This window comes from Bacillus sp. PS108 (assembly GCF_037963335.1).
Classification (GTDB): domain Bacteria; phylum Bacillota; class Bacilli; order Bacillales; family Bacillaceae; genus Bacillus; species Bacillus subtilis.
Genome location: NZ_CP150155.1, coordinates 2,263,998 through 2,282,065 on the forward strand (window position 1 = coordinate 2,263,998; position 18,068 = coordinate 2,282,065).

The window sequence follows — 18,068 nt, forward strand, 5'->3', positions numbered from 1 at the left end:
TTTTATTTAATGGATATGTGCACTTCGCTGCTGCTCAATCCATGGCTTAAGCTTGATAAAAATTAGTGAGAATACAACCGTAATTACAATACCTTTTATCATGTTAAACGGCAGGATACCTGCGACGACTGCTGTTTTTAGCGCGCTGTCGGATAATGCCGGTGAATGTAAAAACCACGTGTATGCCGGAAGAATCAGAACATAATTTAAAATACTCATTAAAATGGTCATCGCTGCAGTTCCCAAAAGCAGGCTGACAGCCAAGCCCTTTGCTGAGTTGAGTTTTTTAAATAAGAAAGCAGTCGGTAATATAAAGAGTGTTCCTGCAATAAAATTCGCAACTTGCCCTACAGGAACTCCGGCCATGCTTCCCTGAATGATATACTGAAGAACATTTTTTATCGCTTCTACGGCAATACCCGCCAAAGGTCCGTAAATCAGAATGGCAATAATAGCGGGAACGTCGCTAAAATCGATTTTTAAATAATCCGGAAGACCCGGAAACGGGAAATTTAACAGCATCAAAACAAATGCAATGCTGCTCAGCATGCTGACCACAACTAATTTTTTTACTTTCACTTCATTCTCTCCTTTTCGATCACATCTTACTCGAAAACGGAAAGGTTCTTTTCCAGCCAATAAAAAAACCGCTTCATATATAAAAGCGGGGTTTCGAAAATTAGGCTAGGCAAAGAAACGTTTGAAAAATTTCAATTTCAAAACGCTTATGAACCTCCATCTTCTCCCATCCAGACTGTACTGTCGGCTCCGGAATCTCACCGAATCCTGCTGTAAAGACAGCTCGCGGGCTTAGAGCCATTGGCTCATCACCGCCGGTAGGGAATTTCACCCTGCCCCGAAGATTGATCATATAAAATTTAATTACATTATAAACGATAACTGGTTGGCTGTATAGAGAATTGCTTCAAATTAAATATATTACCTGCAAGCTGTCAGATCATTGATTTATTAGGCTTTACTTTTATCCTTTACTGCGTCAATACACGTTGACACTCTTTTGAGAATATGTTAAATTATCAGATATTTAGTTTGTCAATTTAGGAGGAAATCTAACGATGTTTCGAGTATTGGTCTCAGACAAAATGAGCAACGACGGTTTACAGCCACTTATTGAATCAGACTTTATTGAAATCGTTCAAAAAAACGTAGCAGATGCAGAAGATGAATTACATACTTTTGATGCTCTTTTGGTGCGAAGCGCGACAAAAGTAACAGAAGACCTTTTCAACAAAATGACTTCTTTAAAAATTGTCGGAAGAGCCGGTGTCGGTGTCGATAATATCGATATTGATGAGGCTACGAAACACGGGGTAATCGTGATCAATGCTCCGAACGGCAACACCATTTCGACAGCTGAGCATACATTTGCAATGATCTCTTCTTTAATGAGACACATTCCGCAGGCTAATATCTCAGTGAAATCCAGAGAGTGGAACCGCACAGCTTATGTCGGTTCAGAGCTTTATGGAAAAACGCTTGGTATTGTAGGATTAGGCCGAATCGGAAGTGAAATTGCACAGCGTGCGAGAGCGTTCGGTATGACAGTGCACGTTTTTGATCCTTTCTTAACGGAAGAAAGAGCGAAAAAAATCGGCGTAAACAGCCGTACATTTGAAGAAGTACTTGAAAGTGCGGATATCATTACCGTTCACACGCCTTTAACAAAAGAAACAAAAGGCTTATTGAATAAAGAAACGATTGCAAAAACGAAAAAAGGCGTTCGCTTAATTAACTGTGCGCGAGGCGGAATTATCGATGAAGCAGCACTTCTCGAAGCTTTGGAAAACGGGCATGTTGCGGGAGCAGCGCTTGACGTTTTCGAAGTTGAACCGCCAGTTGACAACAAACTTGTTGATCATCCATTAGTCATTGCCACTCCTCACTTAGGAGCATCAACGAAAGAAGCACAGCTCAATGTCGCCGCCCAAGTGTCAGAAGAAGTTCTGCAGTTCGCAAAAGGCCTGCCTGTCATGTCAGCTATCAACCTGCCTGCCATGACAAAAGATGAATTTGCTAAAATTAAGCCCTACCATCAAATTGCAGGAAAAATTGGCAGCCTTGTATCACAGTGCATGAAAGAACCAGTACAGGATGTTGCCATTCAATATGAAGGCACAATTGCTAAACTTGAAACATCGTTCATTACAAAAGCCCTTCTGTCAGGCTTTTTAAAACCGCGCGTTGACTCTACTGTTAATGAGGTCAATGCCGGGGGTGTCGCAAAAGAACGCGGCATCAGCTTCAGTGAAAAAATTTCCTCTTCTGAATCTGGATACGATAACTGCATCAGCGTAAAAGTGACAGGAGACCGCAGCACCTTTACTGTAACGGCTACGTATATTCCTCATTTCGGAGAACGAATTGTCGAGATCAATGGATTTAATATTGATTTTTATCCGACAGGTCACTTGGTGTATATCCAGCATCAAGATACAACAGGTGTCATTGGCCGAGTAGGACGTATTCTCGGAGATAACGATATTAACATTGCAACTATGCAGGTTGGCCGTAAGGAAAAAGGCGGAGAAGCCATCATGATGCTTTCCTTTGACAGACATCTGGAAGACAAAATTGTGAAAGAACTAACAAATGTCCCTGATATTGTGTCTGTGAAACTCATTGATCTGCCATAATCAAAAAAAACTCAAGCTATCTATATAGCTTGAGTTTTTTTATTTCTATCCCCGTGTGTTTTTATGCAAAATATCTAAGACACTCCTTAGCTCAGAAACAGGTATTTGACCTGGTGCGGACGCCTCTTCTCCAGCTCCAAAAGTACAAGCCGATCCAAAAACCTCACCGCTCAGCCTGCTGATAAGCCCTGTTGCAGCCATTGACATTGTAATAATGGGACGGTCTGCATATTTTGTTTTCATTGTATACGTCGCATCAAGCAGTGTTAGGAGATCTCCAGTATCATTCGGCATGACAGCCATTTTTGGAATATGCGCGCCTAAGTCCTGCATTTTTCGAAGTCTGGAAAGAATTTCATCTTTTACAGGTGTTTTTTCAAAGTCGTGATTTGACATCACCACATAGACGTTGTTTTCTTCCGCCAGCGATACTAACGCTTTTACATTTGCATCTCCTGAAAATAATTCGATGTCTATCAGATCGATGTCTTTTGTTTGGATTGCCGATTCCAGCAAAGCAAGATAGGAGCTTTCGTCCATCTCCATGCTCCCACCCTCTTTGTGGGTTCTGAATGTAAATAGAAATAGCTTGTCTTCTAAAGATTTACGAAGCTTAGAAATGAGCTTTGTGACCGCTTCTCTGTCATTCGCTTTTTCAAATACGTCGACTCTCCATTCAACAATGTCCGGATTCAGTAATTTTACTGCCTCTGCTTCATTCAGAATTTGTTTTTCCGTCTTTCCCATCAGCGGAACGATGATTTTCGGCATTCCTTCCCCGATGGAAACTCCTTTAATTGTTAACACGTTCACTCATCTCAAATCCTTTCAATCGTTACCTTGTTTTATTATACACGTACAACTTTTTTTTGAAAATTTCTATTATATGAATAGCAACTAAAAAAGAGCCTCAAAGGGCCCATTTTAGTTTAAGAAAATCGGATTTGGAGCAGCCGGTACCGGAATTGCATCTGATACGTCATATTTGCCGATTTTGTTTGTTCTGGTTTCGGTAAAGGTCACTTCTGTGAAGCCAAACTCTTTTGCGGTTAAAAGAAGTCCCTCAATCATTAAAATACCGGCAATAGAATCCTCAACTTCTGAGTCCTTTGAAAAGCGGATATATAAGTGTTTCTGTTTCTTCGTTACAGATTGGACAGCACCCGCTTGAATAAGCGGTGTTGTATCTTCTTGGCTGCTCGATTCCATTTCCTTAATCGCTTCTTTTACTGTATCAAATGTTTTTTCTGACGGAATGAGAAAGTTCCCTTGTTTATTTTTGTACAAGTAGTAAGCTCTTTTTGACTGTTTGGGAATCGAAATTTCCGTAAAAGTGCCATATGAGCCAATCCGAACCCCAGTCTCATTTTGATCCGATAAAAATTTGACTTTTTCATAAGGACTCCATTTTAAGGATTCTTTAAGCAATTTTTTTAACAGTGTATCATCTTTTACAGAAAATGCCGTAGCTGGCTGATGGACTCGTATACTTAATTCCTTCTTCTTTGGTTTTTCTTTTATTTCTACTTCATCTATGAAGGATGGAATTGTAATGGCATGATCCAAGATATCCAATTCACTACTTACAGTCAGCATGTCCTGGATCGTTTGGTATGCATTTGTTTTTTGAATGCTGACAGGTATGATTGCAGATGTATCGGCATCAGCAACTGCTACAGTGATGTAATTGTCTTGTTCCTTTTCAGTTACAACAAACGATGTATGATCCAGGGATGATGCAGCTTTTGGGCTGTCTTCTGTCTCAGTTTTCGTTACTGCGTTCTCTTGGGACGCTTCTTTTTGTTGAGGCTGTGCCTGATCAAAGAAATGAGGAGAAATAATGAAGGCGATATAAACCGCAATTGCAGCGGCACACGCGGGGCCAATCCACCTGACAGCGGGCTTATTTTTACGCTTTGCCATCGTCAGCCGCTTGTAAATATCCTGAGGCGAACGATGGTCTTTAACTGCCGGAAGTTGACTTAACAACTCCTTTATCTGTTCTTCGTTCCATTCTGACTTCATCATCCATTAGCTCCTCCCTCAAAAGCTCCATATGTTTCCGAAGTACTTTGAGCCCTCTGTGTTGGGTCGTTTTTACTTTGCTTTCCGAGAAGCGCAGAGCCTTGGCTGTTTCCTGTATTGAATATCCCTGAATAAACCGCAAGATAATCACAGCTCTTTGATCGATTGTACATTGATCAAGCGCAGCATAAATTTCTCGGACATTTTCATGTTGAACCGCAAGTTCGTCCGGCAGCAATTGCTGATCCCTGACATCCTGTGTATCCCAGTCAAATGTACCGAGTATACGCTGTCTGATTGTTTGCTGTTTACGAAACCAGTCTATCGCAACATGGCGTGCGATAGACAAAAGCCATGTTTTTTCACTGCTTCTTCCTTCAAACGTATGATAAGAATTTAATACCCGGATATAAACCTCTTGAAGAAGGTCTTCTGTCTGGTTTTTATCCTTTACCATATAAAATAAAAATTGGTACAAATCTTGATGATATGTATCATATAATAATTGAAAGGTTTCTTCCATTTGAAACCCCTCCGTTCACTTTTTTGTCGTATGAATAGCTTGAAAAGTTACATTACAACTATATTACGAGTAACTGGAATTTGGAAGGGAATTTATATTAACATATCCTTAAATTTTATTAATGTTGGCTATTAAAAAAACACCCGCTCAGTCAGCGGGTGTTTCTTATGGAACAAGATTCTTCGGCAAATTCAGACTCGATTTTACCGTTTTGTCGGAATATAAAAAGTAAATGTTGTTCCTTTATCTATTCGGCTGTGCACAGTAATTGATCCGTTGTGGGCTTCCACGATATTTTTAACGATAGCCAGCCCTAACCCGGTTCCTGCTCTGCCCCGTGTCCGCGCTTTATCTGCCTTATAAAACCGCTCAAAGATAAATGGCAGATCTTCTTCCGGTATGCCGGATCCGGAGTCTTTGATATCAATTTTCAATCCATCCTTCACAGAATGGACTGAAATGGAGACACTGCCACCGGATGAAGTATGCCGCAACGCGTTATCGATCAAATTGGTAAATACCTGCTCCATCTTGTCTTCATCAAACAGAAATTCCTCTTCTGTGAGAGAAATGTCATGATGTAAAGCAATATTTTTTTCTTTCGCAACACCCGAAAACTTCCGAATGATCTTTTCTAAAAACTCATTCACATTGATTTTTTCATAATGTAAGCCTGTATGGCCTGATTCCATTCGGGCTAAATCAAGCAAATCATTAACTAAACGGCCCATTCGGAGCGATTCGTCATAAATGATTTGGGCAATTTCTTTCCGGTCTTCTTCAGAGCTTGCAATGTCATCGACAATTGCTTCACTGTATCCCTGAAGCATGGAGATCGGTGTTCTCAGCTCATGACTGACATTTGCGATAAAGTCCTCCCGCAGCTTATCAAGGCGGCGTTCTTCTGTCATGTCACGCAGTACGGCAACCGCTCCTCTGACATGCGATTCCGCATAAAGCGGCGACATCAAAAGCACCCATGATCTGCCTTGCAGCGTCATCTCAATCATTTGTTCTTTTTCAGTGCTGACAGCGTTTTGAAACAGCTCTTTTGCTTCAGGCGGAAGGTTGTCGCCTTCTTTGATATTCATGTTCTGTTCATAATACCAAGCCTGAAGAAAACGTTCAGCCGGCGGGTTGGTCACAAGAATCGTACCGTCAATATTAATGGTAATAACCCCGTCAGCCATACTGCTCAAAATGTTAGAAAGCTGCTCTTTTTCTTGATTGAGCGCATTGATATGAAAGTTAAGCTGCCGGCCCATTTGATTAAAAGCGGTTGCCAGTTCACCGATTTCATCCTGAGTTAAAATCGGGATTTTTGTGTCGAACTTGCCCTTCGCCAAATCCTGCGCGCCTTCTCTCATTTTTCGGAGAGGGTACGTGACCCTGCTTGATAAAAAGAATGCGAAAAATGTGGTCAGCACAATCGCAATTCCAGCGGCAAGAAAAATATAGCGGGTCGTATGTTTTGTTGTATCTTTAACGGCAAGCAAAGACTGGGATAAAAAGACCATGCCTTTCTTTCCGTCTTTTTCATACGGGACACCTACAATCAGGCGTTCATTATCCGTGTCTGTATCGCTCAGTCCCGTCCGTTTGCTTACTTTTTTATGGTCTTTGAGAGCTTTATTTAAGTCTTTGTCATGCTGTATTTGCTCAACCGTAATAGACGACAGGCGATTTTTATCATTCGGAGAATACCAGTGGTTCTTCTCATCCTGGATGATGGCAATGCTTGTTAAGTTATCAGCGAGCTCCCAAGTGATTGACCTTGCCAGTGCCTGGTCCTCGTGATTTTCTAGGATGACAGCAACTTTATTCGCAAGCTGTGTTAAATCATTCTCGGCTTCTTCCACATGGTAGTTTTCAATAAACTCCAGCAAAAGAACCGTTAAAATGAACAATACGATCAAGACGAGTGAAAGGATCGTAAACCACAGCTTGCCTACTACGCTTTTCCAAAATTTCATTCAGCGCCGACCTCAAATTTATAACCTACACCCCATACGGTGACAATTTTTTTCGCAGCCTCCGGAGAAACCTTGTTCAGCTTCTCTCTCAAGCGTTTGACGTGAGTGTCAACTGTCCGTAAATCACCAAAAAACTCATATTGCCACACTTCTTTCAGAAGCTTTTCCCGATCATACACCTTGTCAGGCGTTTTCGCTAAGAAATATAGAAGCTCATACTCTTTTGGCGTCAGGCTCACTTCTGTTCCATCAGCTGTTACGCGGTGAGCATCATGGTCTATTGACAGATGTGAAAACACGAGCACATTTTTCGTCGGTGTATTGGCATTGAAATAAGAGGTTTGGGATGCTCTTCTCAAAAGGGCCTTTACACGCAGCACGACTTCTCTCGGGCTGAACGGCTTAACAATATAATCATCTGTTCCCGCTTCAAACCCCTGCACCCGGTTTGCTTCTTCTCCTTTTGCGGTCAGCATGATAATGGGTGTCGCTTTTTTTTCACGAATTTGCCGGCACACTTCAATTCCATCAGTCCCCGGCATCATCAGATCAAGCAAAATTAAGTCATAATTGGCTTCAAGCCCTTTGGCAATGGCTTCATCACCATTTTCAGCTTCATCTATAGCATAATTTTCACGTTCAAGATACATTCTTAAAAGGCGGCGAATTCTGGCTTCGTCATCAACTACTAATATTTTTGTTTCGTTCGTTTGGTCCATGTTTTCCCCCTGCTTTCCTTCTGTTACTTTCATTTTATCAAATCGTGAGAAAGTTTGAGAACTGTGTCGCTTTCAAAGGACTATGCATAAGAATGAAGTCCGGCAAGCACAAGATTTACGAATATTAAATTAAACATAATAATAGCAAAACCGATTACGGCCAGCCATGCTGACTTCTCACCGTGCCAGCCTCTTGACAGTCTTAAGTGCAAGTAAGCGGCATAGAACAAAAACGTGATCAGCGCCCATACTTCCTTAGGGTCCCAGCCCCAAAATCTGGTCCACGCGAGCTGAGCCCAAATCATTGCAAAGATCAGCGCGCCGAGTGTAAAGATCGGAAATCCGATTGATACGGCCCTGTACCCAACCTCATCCACCAGATCAAGATTGACGTTTTTCACCAGCGGATGTAATAGAGCGCTGATTCTTTTTCTGATGATCAGACGGAGAGCCCCATACAACACAAGACCTGCTCCAAATGACCAAATGACAGTGTTCACTTTTCTGCCTGAGAAAAGCGCGGGAAGATCAACAAGCGGTTCCATTCTTCCTTCGGTCAAAAGCTCTCCCTGATGCGGACCGACAAGCGCGGGCATTTCGTACACCATCACGCTTTTTTCTTTACTTTTGTCCACCCAGTTAAACTCCGCTTCATAGCCTGCAAGACGAAATGCCGATGTGATTGCAATAAAGGCGACGGTTGTGACCAGGATAAACATAATCGCTTCAAGCCAGAAGGTCTTTTTGCTTGGCTTTGTCTGGTCTACATGCTTCAAAAGAAAGATGACACCAGCGACAAAGCTGATGGCAAGTATAGCTTGCCCAAGCGCGGCCGTTGTTACGTGAATATACAGCCAGTTACTTTGGAGCGAAGGAATTAAAGGCGAGATATCTGTCGGAAACATGCTGGCGTAGGCAATCAGCAATAAAGCAATTGACAGCGTAAACAGGCCTAATGAAGGCAATCTATAGAGAAAATAAAGAATGATAAACGCCAAAACAAGCATCATGCCAAAAGCGGTGGTGAATTCAAACATATTGCTGACAGGCGCATGGCCGCTGGCAGCCCACCTTGTGATGAAATATCCTAGGTGGCAGAAAAAACCGACAATAGAAAGGGTGATTCCAATGTTGGCCCATCGGTTTGGCCTGCCCTTTTTATTCTTATTCCCGCGTATGGCCCCGCCGAAGATTGGGACAGCGATTAAATACACAAGAAAGGCCGCATAAAGAAAATTTCCGCTCAGCTCTGCCATGACATCACTCCCTTTTCGCCTATTTCTGTGTTTTGATTAATTCTTTTTGGTCCACCGGTTCAGTCAGTCCGGAATCAGCCAATATAAATGCTAAATCCTTCTTCAGGCCAAACCAGTTTTTATTGGTATGCCCTGCCACCATAACTGCGCCGTCCTGTGAGTGCAGCCAAATTCTTCGATGCTGCCAGTACATACCTTGAATGACACCGATCATAAAAATGGCTCCGCCGACAGCAAGCACCCAGAGTGTCAGATCCTTTCTGACTGTAAGTCCAGTAATGTTTTTCGTTTCGACATGGTCAAATTTCAGCTTGTATTTATTATTGCCTGATCCTTCGATGGTTTCTTGGATGGCGACAAAGCTCTTTTCGCCTTTCGGTTTGTCCGGCGTTATAATATTAAAGACAAAAGCCGGATTGTTAGGGATCTTTGTTTTTGTGCTCGGCTCTCCGTCCTGATTAAAATAGAAGTCTGGCAGGTAGCTGGCGATTTCCACCTTGTAACCGTTGCCAAGATCATAGACCGAATCTGGATCCAGAAGGTTGATCTTCAGGCTCCCAAAGGATTTTTTTGTTTTTTTATCAATCAGCTGGAACACCATTTGGTCAAGCTGATTCTCTTTGTAATCCACCTGGTAAACGGAAAAAGAATCAAAACGCAGCGGCTGATTGACACGGATGTCTTCTTCTGTTACTTTTTTCAGCTTCGGCTTCTCGCCATAAACAATTTTTCCTTCTCTCTTGTAGAGTACGGCATCGGTTTGAAAGTTCTTTGCCACTCTACCGTCCCCGACTCTGTCAATGGCATCTGCAAATACCTTTTTTTCTGTTTTGCTGTTATAGGTCTCTACGCTGAATTGATTGTTTTTCAAATAATATTTTCCGTCTGTACCCGGAATTGCTGCGGTTTCGCCTTCTCTGACCCAAAGCGTCTCATCGACGTACATGCCAGGCACAAATCTCAGCATCGCACCAATCAGAAAGATGATCAATCCAATATGGTTGACATACGGGCCCCAGCGGGAAAAGCGTCCTTTTTCAGCAAGAATGCTGCCCTCTTTTTCTCTGATTCTATAATGTTTTTTCTTTAATAGAGCAACTATCTTTTCTTTCGATTCCCCGTTCAGTACAGTAACTGTTTCACTGAACAAGCGCTGCCTTCTTAAAAAAGCCGGGCTCCTTCTGACGCCTTGGTTTTTTAACGCTCTGTACAACGGAATGACCCGATCAAGGCTGCAAATCACGAGTGAAATGCCGATCGAGGCAATGAGCAGCAAATACCACCAAGAACCATATAAATGATGAAACCCGAGCAAATAATAAAGCTGGCCAAACGTGCCGTACTGCTCCTTGTAATAAGTATCAGCCTGTGCGCCCGGAGGCAGATAGGCTTCCTGGGGAAAAATGGTGCCGAACGCTGATGCGGCAAGGGTTATGACGATAAGCCATATTCCCACCTTAACCGAGGAAAAGAAATTCCAAATTTTGTCGATGATCGTTTTGTTATAGGTTTGCGAACGTCTTGCGCTTCCGTCATATCTCATATCAGCGAGCGGAGGTTGAGTTTCCTGAAGAGCTCTTCCGCACGATTCGCATAAAACGGTTCCGACCGGGTTTATATGTCCGCATTCACATTTGACTTGCTTCATCCCGAAGTCTCTCCGGGTTTTATGAGATTCATATAATCGTGTATCATGCTTTCTGTCATAGTGCCGGTCACCACCTTGACAACTTTTCCTTCCGGATTGATCAAAAAGGTTGTCGGAAGCGGAGATACGTCATAGGCATCAAGCACTTGGCGATCTGTATCCAGAACAACCGGGAAATTGACTCCGTAGGATTTCATAAAATTATGTACTGCTATCTTTGACTCCCCAACATTTACAGCGACAATTTCAACACCTTGGCTTTTAAAATGCTTATATTGGTTTGCCATATAAGGAAACTCTTTTTTGCACGGTTCACACCATGTACCCCAGAAATTCAAAAAAACACCTTTCCCTTTTAAGTCACTGAGCTCGATACGTTTCCCATTCGTATCCTCTAGGACAAAATTCGGTGCGTCGGACCCTTCGGATATACTCTCTTTGCCGGCAAATACAGCGTTGTAAATGGTATAGCCGAGTGCGCAGATTAAAACGAGAAGGATGCCGGTCCGAATGAATAAACGCCTTTTTTTCTTCATTGTCCACTGCCCCCTTCCCCCTATTGCAGATCCATTCAATTATATCATTGCACGTTCATTTCACATTTCTTACTTTTTGAAGGTTATGTGAAATTTAGAAAGCGTTTTTACCGTGATCCGCCAGTGCTCTGAGCCTTTTTACTTCGTGAGGCGTAAGCTCTCTGGCATCGCCCGTGTGCAGGCCTCGCAGGTTTAAAAACGCGTATTCCTCACGCTTCAGCTTGATTACCTCATGTCCGATCGCTTCAAACATGCGGCGCACCTGTCTGTTGCGTCCCTCATGGATCGTCAGCTGAATAATGCTTGTCTGCTTTTTCTTATCCAAAGACAGCAGCTTCGCTTTAGCAGGCGCTGTTTTGCCTTCCTCCAGCCTAATTCCGCGCTCCAGCTTTCTGAGCAGCTCTTTAGGCGGGATTCCTTTCACCTTCGCCACGTATGTTTTGTCTATTTCATACTTAGGATGCATTAGCTTATTGGCGAATTCGCCGTCATTGGTTAAAAGCAAAAGACCGCTCGTATCATAGTCCAGACGCCCAATCGGATAAATGCGCTGCGGAATATTTTTAAAAAAGTCCGTCACCACTTTGCGTCCTTTATCATCTTGCGCTGCGGAAATAACGCCTCTTGGTTTATATAAGAGAAAGTAAACCGGCTCTTCGCGTTCAACCTTTAACCCGTTTACCTCAATCTGATCAGAACCGGTGACCTTAACACCTAGCTCTGTTACTACTTTGCCATTCACCTTTACTTTTCCTTCTTTAATCAGCTCTTCTGCCTTTCTGCGCGACGCAACTCCGGCATGAGCAATCACTTTTTGCAGTCTTTCCATGTCTTTCACCTCAAGTATTATCTTACTTTTTTCAACCTTAACAAACAAGCTTTTTCAAATTCCTATGCCAAATCTAAAAAAAACGCCGTTTTCAGGCGCTCCCAAATAATAACGTAACGATGATGATAGATGCAACTACGCCGATTAAATCTGCAAGAAGTCCCACCTTTAATGCATCACCCATTTTTTTAATGCCGACTGCTCCGAAATACACAGTCAGTACGTAAAGCGTTGTATCTGTAGATCCCTGCATGACGGAAGCCAGCCTGCCGATAAAGGAATCGGGCCCGTATACTGCAATTAAATCGGTCGTCATTCCGAGTGCGGCCGTACCGGAGATCGGGCGGATCAGAGCAAGCGGCACTACTTCAGCAGGGAGGCCGATAGCGGAGAAAGCCGGTTTTAAAAGATCCATTATAAAATCAAGCGCGCCTGATGATCTGAAAACAGTTATAGCGACAAGCATTCCGACTAAATAGGGGATAATGGAAAAGGCGATTTCTATCCCCTCTTTTCCGCCTTCGACAAACGATTCATATGTCGGAACCTTTTTGATCGTTCCATAAAGAAGAATTCCGGCAATAATGATTGGAATCATGGCTAAAGACAGCCAGTTGATGATTTCCATCCGCTCACCTTCCCTTCTTTTTGCGGCGGTAATAAAAATACCGATCAATGATAATGGCACCGATTCCGGAAATAAGCGTTGCCAAAATGCTTGGCCCGACGATATCTGTCGGCGTTTTGGAGGAATAAGCCATTCGGACAGCGATCACCGTTGTCGGGATGAGTGTGATGCAGGACGTATTAACAGCTAAAAAAGTAATCATCGACCGGCTTGCTTCCGATCGGTTTCCGTTCAGCTTTTTCATTTGTTCCATTGCTTTAATGCCAAGCGGAGTTGCTGCATTTCCGAGGCCGAAGAAATTCGCCATAAGATTAGATAAAATATAGCCCATCGCCGGGTGATCCGGCGGTATATCAGGGAACAGTTTAGATATAAAAGGCCTGCACATCCGGCTGAAAATATCCAAAAGCCCTGACTGCTCGGCGATTTTCATTAAGCCAAGCCAGAAAACAAGCACGCTCATCAATCCAAATGAGATCGTAATCGCTTCTTTCGCACCCTTAAACACGGCTTCATTTACATCTTGCAGAGTTCCGTTGCACATCGCAAAAACGAGTCCGATCACGGTTAAACTGACCCAAATTATATTGACCATTTTGCTCCGCCTGCCGCATTCAGAAAGATTGATTTAAACGTTTCAAAAAATTGTTTCTTCGGTTTTTGATGCCGCTCATTTTCATAATAGATCGGCACTTTTGCGATGGTTGCATCGTTGAACATGATCTCCATGTGCCCTACGATGTCAGGGATTTTCGAGGCATCTTTTTCCCATGCTTTTTTCGGCTTGAGCAGTGTGGTATTAATTTTCACATCTTCTTTTTCCTCTTCGGTCAGCAAATAGGTGATATCACGTTTGATAAAAGCCTTCGATTCATAAAATGTGCCTTTCAGCTTTGGAATATCCCCTTTTTTTGCAATTAAATAGGTTTGATAATGCTCAAACACATAGTTAAACATCTTCATATGGTCATCCCAATCATTAGGGTCATTAATGGTGACGGCTATCAGGTCAATGCCGTCCTTTGAAGCCGTAGAGACCAGTGTCCGTTTTGCAAGTTTTGTATAGCCTGTTTTTCCTCCTGTGCTGTACGGATAAAGCATGGTCAGCAGTTTGTTTTTGTTTTTCCATACGCTTTCCATCGTTTCCGCTTTGTATATTTTTGTGCCTGAAATCTTTTGATAGTCTTTCAGCTTCATAGCATATTTAGTTAAAATGGCCATGTCATAGGCTGTTGAATAATGATTTTCATAGTCGTCCAATCCGTGCGGGTTTTGAAAACGGGTGTTCTTCATACCAAGCTGCTCGGCTTTTTGATTCATCATATAAACAAACCCATCGAGGCTCCCACCGACATGCTCAGCAATCGCGACAGCGGCGTCGTTTCCTGACCTTAGCATCAGGCCATACACAAGATCTTTTAGCTTCACTTTTTGACCTTCTGTTAAATAAATAGCGGAGCCTTCTGTTCTGACAGCATTTGCCGAAACCGTCACCGTTTGATCCATTTTGCCGGATTCGATGGCGAGGACGGCGGTCATAATTTTTGTGATGCTCGCGATCCGCCTTTTTTGATGCTCATCCTTGGCATATAACACTCTGCCTGACGCACCGTCAATAATGATCGCGCTTTTTGCACTGACATCTATAGCAGCATGTGCTGTATTCACATTTACGGTTGCAATAAGAAAAGAAATCATGATCACGAATACTGCTTTTTTGAAAATGCGCATGTTTGCTCACGTCCTTGTGGTGGTTTGTACAAGTTTATGCGCATGTCCATCAGTTATGAATAACAATTATATTTCTGGAAGCAAACATAAAAAAACTCTCCCTGAAAAAGGGAGAGTAAACGTTATCTGATTGGCGCCATGCTTGATCCGGACGCTTCGTAATGAGCCAGCTCTTCCCTCATCTTCAGAAAGGCAGCGCTCAACGGCAATAATAATTGCTCAAGCGACGCAGGAACAGCATGATAAAACTCAATTGCGCTGACCCCGGTATAAGACGCCCGGCTATTTTCACACCACGTGTCTTTTTTCGGCATAAAGAACTCTTCAATGCATTGGTGATACACATTATAAAGTGTTTTTTCCGCTCTGGCTTCCTGAAAAGGCTCCTGCATCAGGAGACGGCGGCACGCTTCTGCGCCTCCTTCACAAAATACTGCCATTCTTCTCAGAGTGCTCAGCACATCACAGCAGTATCCTTTTTCAATAGGCAATTCAGCCTGTAAGGACTCAAGCGTCGTTTGATTTAGGTAATCGTTCACGGTATTGACAACCATTGATAAGAATTCGCCTGTTTTTTGAGTCTGCGCTCGCACAATCGAATGTCCCATTTCGTTTGGTATCTTCCCCTCATGTATTTGTCTCTCACATTTTGCTTCTTTCATGATAGCTTCTTCCTTATATCTTATGATGATGAAAAAGCGCGATTCATTAAACTTCTATTTTATATCTTCGAAGGTTTGGTTAAAGTTTTCAAAAAATAAATCTGCTTCTTCTTGAAGAACGTCTTCTTCCGCATTTTCAGGCAGCGGCGGAAGCTCGTCCAGCGTTTTCAGACCGAATTGTTCAAGAAAAGTCGGCGTAGTACCGTATAAAATGGCCCGCCCCGGACCATCGGCACGCCCTACTTCACACAATAGCGCCTTCGCGACAAGACTGTGTAAAATCCGCTCTGATTTTACTCCTCTGATTTCTTCAATTTCTGCTCTCGTAATTGGCTGTTTGTATGAAACAATGGCCAGCACTTCTAAAGATGCTTGAGAAAGGCCCTTTGACGGCACTTCAATCAGTTTTTTCAAGTAAGGCGCAAAGTCTTTTTTGGTAGAGAGCATGTACGTATCTGCATACTCAATAAGTTCAATCCCTCGTGTATCTCCGCGGTATTCGTCCGCCACATCCGCCATGATCGTGTTCAGTTCAGGCTCTTCGATTTCAAGCACTGTTAACAGCTGCTTTTTTGTAAGCCCTTCATCGCCTGCCGCATAAAGAAGGGCTTCCACAATAGCTTTCCAATTCACGATATCAAGCCCCATGAATGGATTCACTCCCCGTAATGTAAATATCTGAAAAATTGTGCTCCTGTTCAATGAGGACCAGCTGATTTTTCATCAGCTCAAGAACAGCTAGAAAGGTCACTACTAAATGTTCTTTTTGTTCATATGGAAACAGATCCATAAAGTTGATTCTCGTTCCTCTAGATTTCAAGCTGTGCACGATTTCGTTCATTCTGGCTTCGATTGGTATGTCCTGTCTTGTAATTGTTGTTTCCATCGGCCTGTTTATTTTTTTGCGTTTCAGCACTTTTTGAAAAGCTCCGATCATATCATAGACCGTGACAGAGAGCTTTTGCTCAGACTGTTTTACTTCTTTTGCATATTCACTCAAATCACTCGGCGGTTTCGTGAACGATTTTTGTCTTTCTTCTTCCCGTTCTTTTAATTCCTTCGCCGCATCTTTATATTTTCGATACTCAATCAGCTTTTCAATCAGTTCCTCCCGCGGATCTTCTTCTTCAAGCAATTCATCTTCAAAAAGCTCCTCCTCTTGCTTTGGGAGCAGCATTCTGCTTTTAATGCTGAGCAGCGTGGCAGCCATAACCAAATACTCGCTGGCCATATCGAGCTCAAGCACACGCATCGTATGTACATATAATAAATATTGTTCAGTGATCTTCGCCACAGGTATATCATATATGTCAATTTCAAGACGATTGATTAAATGAAGCAGCAGGTCCAATGGGCCCTCAAACGTATCAATTTTCACTTGATATTCTTCCATCATCTCACCATTTTCAAGTATCACTCTCATTGCCGTAAAAACTGGCTACCCTATAGTATAATCCACCAAAAAGCTCTCGTCCAATACTATTTCATTTCCTGTTTTGAACAAGTTTGTGCAGAATATTCAAAACACGAGAGGTGTTTGCTCGGAGCGCTGAAGCGGGAGAAAAAGCCTTAGCTTCTGGTTTTCCTTTCTAAGAAGCAATAGAGGCAGAGCGTTCTTTTTTCCTTTTATCCCTTCTATGGTACACTAAAAGCACATTAAAGGAGGAAACACCTTGTATCCGAAAGCTTATATAGATTATCTCGTTGAGTTTCACGCGACACGGGATTATTTTGAATGCCATGAAATATTAGAAGAATATTGGAAGGAAGATCCGCCAAAGAAACGAAAACGCTATTGGGTGGGCTTTATTCAGCTTGCAGTGGCTTTATATCATCACAGAAGGCAGAATACAGCCGGGGCAAAAAGACTGATGGCGAACAGCATCCGGATTCTTCAAGCAGAACACCGGGCAGTCGAAGACTTAGGGCTTGATCATGGCCGTTTGCTCGAACTTATGCAATCGGTTTACGAACAAATCGAGACGGGCTCTGCCTATAAAAGCATTATGCTGCCAATCAAAGATGAGAAACTGGAGGAAGCATGCAGGATCGAATGCAGGAAAAAAAAGTATACATGGGGGCAGCCCAGTGCACTCAGGAACATATTTCTTATCGACAAACACCGTTTGCGGGATCGGACTGACGTCATCCGTGAACGTGAAAAAGAAATAGAACGCAGAAAAAAAAGCAGAGACTGATGACAGCCTCTGCTCAGCGTGTCGACAAACCCTCGCATTCGTTGTCAAGCCTGTGCGTTGGTGCTCACGAATGAAAACATTCGCTCCGCTCCAATGCTCAGCTTTCCTAGACTTCAAGGGTTTTCAATCGCGCTGAAAGGATGACAAAAACCTAAAACAAAACTGTTTTCGGATTTTGTCATCAAACTAAAGCAGAGGCTGATTACAGCCTCTGCTTAATTATTGTATGAAATGTCTTGATCCTGCTGACCTTGACAACGTTCGAAAAAGCTCTGCGTTAATTCATTTGGAACCAGTACTTGCGTTTTGAATAAATGCTTTAAAGCATCCATCATCTGTTTTCCGATTCCTTGATGGCGATGAGAAGGATTCACACTGATATGCCGGATCTCAACCTCAGAATCCTTTTTTTCGACTCCGATTGCTCCGACGATATCCTCGTCCTCTTTCCAAAGAAAGAGCTGGCGGTCTGTATCCGTTTCGTAGTCCTTAATTGTCTGCTGAAGCTGCTTAAGGTCTTTTTCATTCGGCATAAACGAAAGAAGCCCCATCGCAATCTTTTCAAACGATTTTTTATAACGAATTAACATAAAAACCCCTCTATATCCAAAATGTCCAGTCTGCTATTAACGGATACGAATAGGTGATCCGTTTTCTCACATTATATCATTTTCGCCATATTTTTA

Annotated in this window: 19 protein-coding genes and 1 riboswitch; of the genes, 2 read left to right on the top strand and 17 right to left on the bottom strand. The window is 42.7% G+C overall.

Annotated elements, in window-relative coordinates:
• Positions 1 to 6 precede the first annotated feature (6 nt).
• A complete protein-coding gene (gene fmnP, locus NSQ16_RS11535) occupies positions 7 to 579 on the bottom strand; it encodes a riboflavin transporter FmnP (RefSeq protein WP_004399159.1) in 573 nt (190 codons plus the stop codon).
• 154 nt (positions 580 to 733) lie between these two features.
• Positions 734 to 868: riboswitch (FMN riboswitch) on the bottom strand.
• A gap of 208 nt (positions 869 to 1,076) precedes the next feature.
• On the opposite strand from fmnP, the gene serA reads away from it, so the two are divergent.
• The gene (serA, locus tag NSQ16_RS11540; RefSeq protein WP_004398713.1) at positions 1,077 to 2,654 is read left to right on the top strand and encodes a phosphoglycerate dehydrogenase; all 1,578 of its coding nucleotides are present in this window, start codon (positions 1,077 to 1,079) and stop codon (positions 2,652 to 2,654) included.
• A gap of 45 nt (positions 2,655 to 2,699) precedes the next feature.
• Here serA and aroD read toward each other — a convergent pair whose 3' ends face one another.
• From aroD to scpA, 15 genes are all read right to left on the bottom strand, one after another.
• Positions 2,700 to 3,467, bottom strand: a complete 768-nt coding sequence (aroD, locus tag NSQ16_RS11545) for a type I 3-dehydroquinate dehydratase (protein ID WP_015714185.1) — start codon at positions 3,465 to 3,467, stop codon at positions 2,700 to 2,702.
• 111 nt (positions 3,468 to 3,578) lie between these two features.
• Positions 3,579 to 4,682 carry an anti-sigma-X factor RsiX gene (gene rsiX / locus NSQ16_RS11550; protein WP_230488239.1) on the bottom strand — a complete coding sequence of 368 codons (1,104 nt, stop codon included), beginning with the start codon at positions 4,680 to 4,682 and terminating at the stop codon, positions 3,579 to 3,581.
• On the bottom strand, positions 4,618 to 5,202 hold the full coding sequence (gene sigX, locus NSQ16_RS11555) for an RNA polymerase sigma factor SigX (protein WP_003230521.1): 585 nt from the start codon (positions 5,200 to 5,202) through the stop codon (positions 4,618 to 4,620). Before sigX ends, rsiX begins: the two co-directional genes overlap by 65 nt.
• 203 nt (positions 5,203 to 5,405) lie before the next feature.
• Complete coding sequence (gene resE, locus NSQ16_RS11560) at positions 5,406 to 7,175, bottom strand: sensor histidine kinase ResE (RefSeq protein WP_230488240.1); 1,770 nt, start codon at positions 7,173 to 7,175, stop codon at positions 5,406 to 5,408.
• Complete coding sequence (resD, locus tag NSQ16_RS11565; protein WP_003246107.1) at positions 7,172 to 7,894, bottom strand: DNA-binding response regulator ResD; 723 nt, start codon at positions 7,892 to 7,894, stop codon at positions 7,172 to 7,174. Before resD ends, resE begins: the two co-directional genes overlap by 4 nt.
• Before the next feature lie 80 nt (positions 7,895 to 7,974).
• Positions 7,975 to 9,150, bottom strand: coding sequence for a cytochrome c biogenesis protein ResC (resC, locus tag NSQ16_RS11570; protein WP_230488241.1), 1,176 nt, complete (start codon positions 9,148 to 9,150; stop codon positions 7,975 to 7,977).
• Positions 9,151 to 9,169: 19 nt separating this feature from the next.
• Positions 9,170 to 10,798: a cytochrome c biogenesis protein ResB gene (resB, locus tag NSQ16_RS11575; protein WP_038429221.1), complete on the bottom strand. Its 1,629-nt coding sequence runs from the start codon at positions 10,796 to 10,798 to the stop codon at positions 9,170 to 9,172.
• Positions 10,795 to 11,334 (bottom strand): thiol-disulfide oxidoreductase ResA, encoded by a 540-nt coding sequence (gene resA / locus NSQ16_RS11580; protein WP_003230513.1) that lies wholly within the window; start codon positions 11,332 to 11,334, stop codon positions 10,795 to 10,797. Before resA ends, resB begins: the two co-directional genes overlap by 4 nt.
• Positions 11,335 to 11,428: 94 nt before the next feature.
• Positions 11,429 to 12,163: a 23S rRNA pseudouridine(2605) synthase RluB gene (gene rluB, locus NSQ16_RS11585; protein WP_004398815.1), complete on the bottom strand. Its 735-nt coding sequence runs from the start codon at positions 12,161 to 12,163 to the stop codon at positions 11,429 to 11,431.
• Positions 12,164 to 12,254: 91 nt separating this feature from the next.
• Positions 12,255 to 12,791, bottom strand: coding sequence for a spore maturation protein SpmB (gene spmB, locus NSQ16_RS11590; protein WP_048655118.1), 537 nt, complete (start codon positions 12,789 to 12,791; stop codon positions 12,255 to 12,257).
• Positions 12,792 to 12,795: 4 nt separating this feature from the next.
• Positions 12,796 to 13,386: a spore maturation protein SpmA gene (gene spmA / locus NSQ16_RS11595; protein ID WP_004398980.1), complete on the bottom strand. Its 591-nt coding sequence runs from the start codon at positions 13,384 to 13,386 to the stop codon at positions 12,796 to 12,798.
• On the bottom strand, positions 13,374 to 14,522 hold the full coding sequence (gene dacB / locus NSQ16_RS11600) for a D-alanyl-D-alanine carboxypeptidase DacB (protein WP_230488242.1): 1,149 nt from the start codon (positions 14,520 to 14,522) through the stop codon (positions 13,374 to 13,376). The genes spmA and dacB overlap by 13 nt, the downstream gene beginning before the upstream one ends.
• 122 nt (positions 14,523 to 14,644) lie before the next feature.
• Entirely contained in the window at positions 14,645 to 15,184 is a 540-nt protein-coding gene (locus NSQ16_RS11605) for a YpuI family protein (RefSeq protein WP_004399065.1), read from the bottom strand.
• Positions 15,185 to 15,238: 54 nt separating this feature from the next.
• Positions 15,239 to 15,832, bottom strand: a complete 594-nt coding sequence (gene scpB / locus NSQ16_RS11610; protein WP_003223904.1) for an SMC-Scp complex subunit ScpB — start codon at positions 15,830 to 15,832, stop codon at positions 15,239 to 15,241.
• Complete coding sequence (gene scpA, locus NSQ16_RS11615; RefSeq protein WP_015714192.1) at positions 15,822 to 16,577, bottom strand: segregation/condensation protein A; 756 nt, start codon at positions 16,575 to 16,577, stop codon at positions 15,822 to 15,824. Before scpA ends, scpB begins: the two co-directional genes overlap by 11 nt.
• A gap of 280 nt (positions 16,578 to 16,857) precedes the next feature.
• On the opposite strand from scpA, the gene NSQ16_RS11620 reads away from it, so the two are divergent.
• Positions 16,858 to 17,382, top strand: a complete 525-nt coding sequence (locus NSQ16_RS11620) for a DUF309 domain-containing protein (RefSeq protein WP_187001796.1) — start codon at positions 16,858 to 16,860, stop codon at positions 17,380 to 17,382.
• Between the two features lie 215 nt (positions 17,383 to 17,597).
• Here NSQ16_RS11620 and ribT read toward each other — a convergent pair whose 3' ends face one another.
• On the bottom strand, positions 17,598 to 17,972 hold the full coding sequence (ribT, locus tag NSQ16_RS11625) for a GNAT family N-acetyltransferase RibT (protein WP_003223910.1): 375 nt from the start codon (positions 17,970 to 17,972) through the stop codon (positions 17,598 to 17,600).
• Between the last annotated feature and the right edge of the window lie 96 nt (positions 17,973 to 18,068).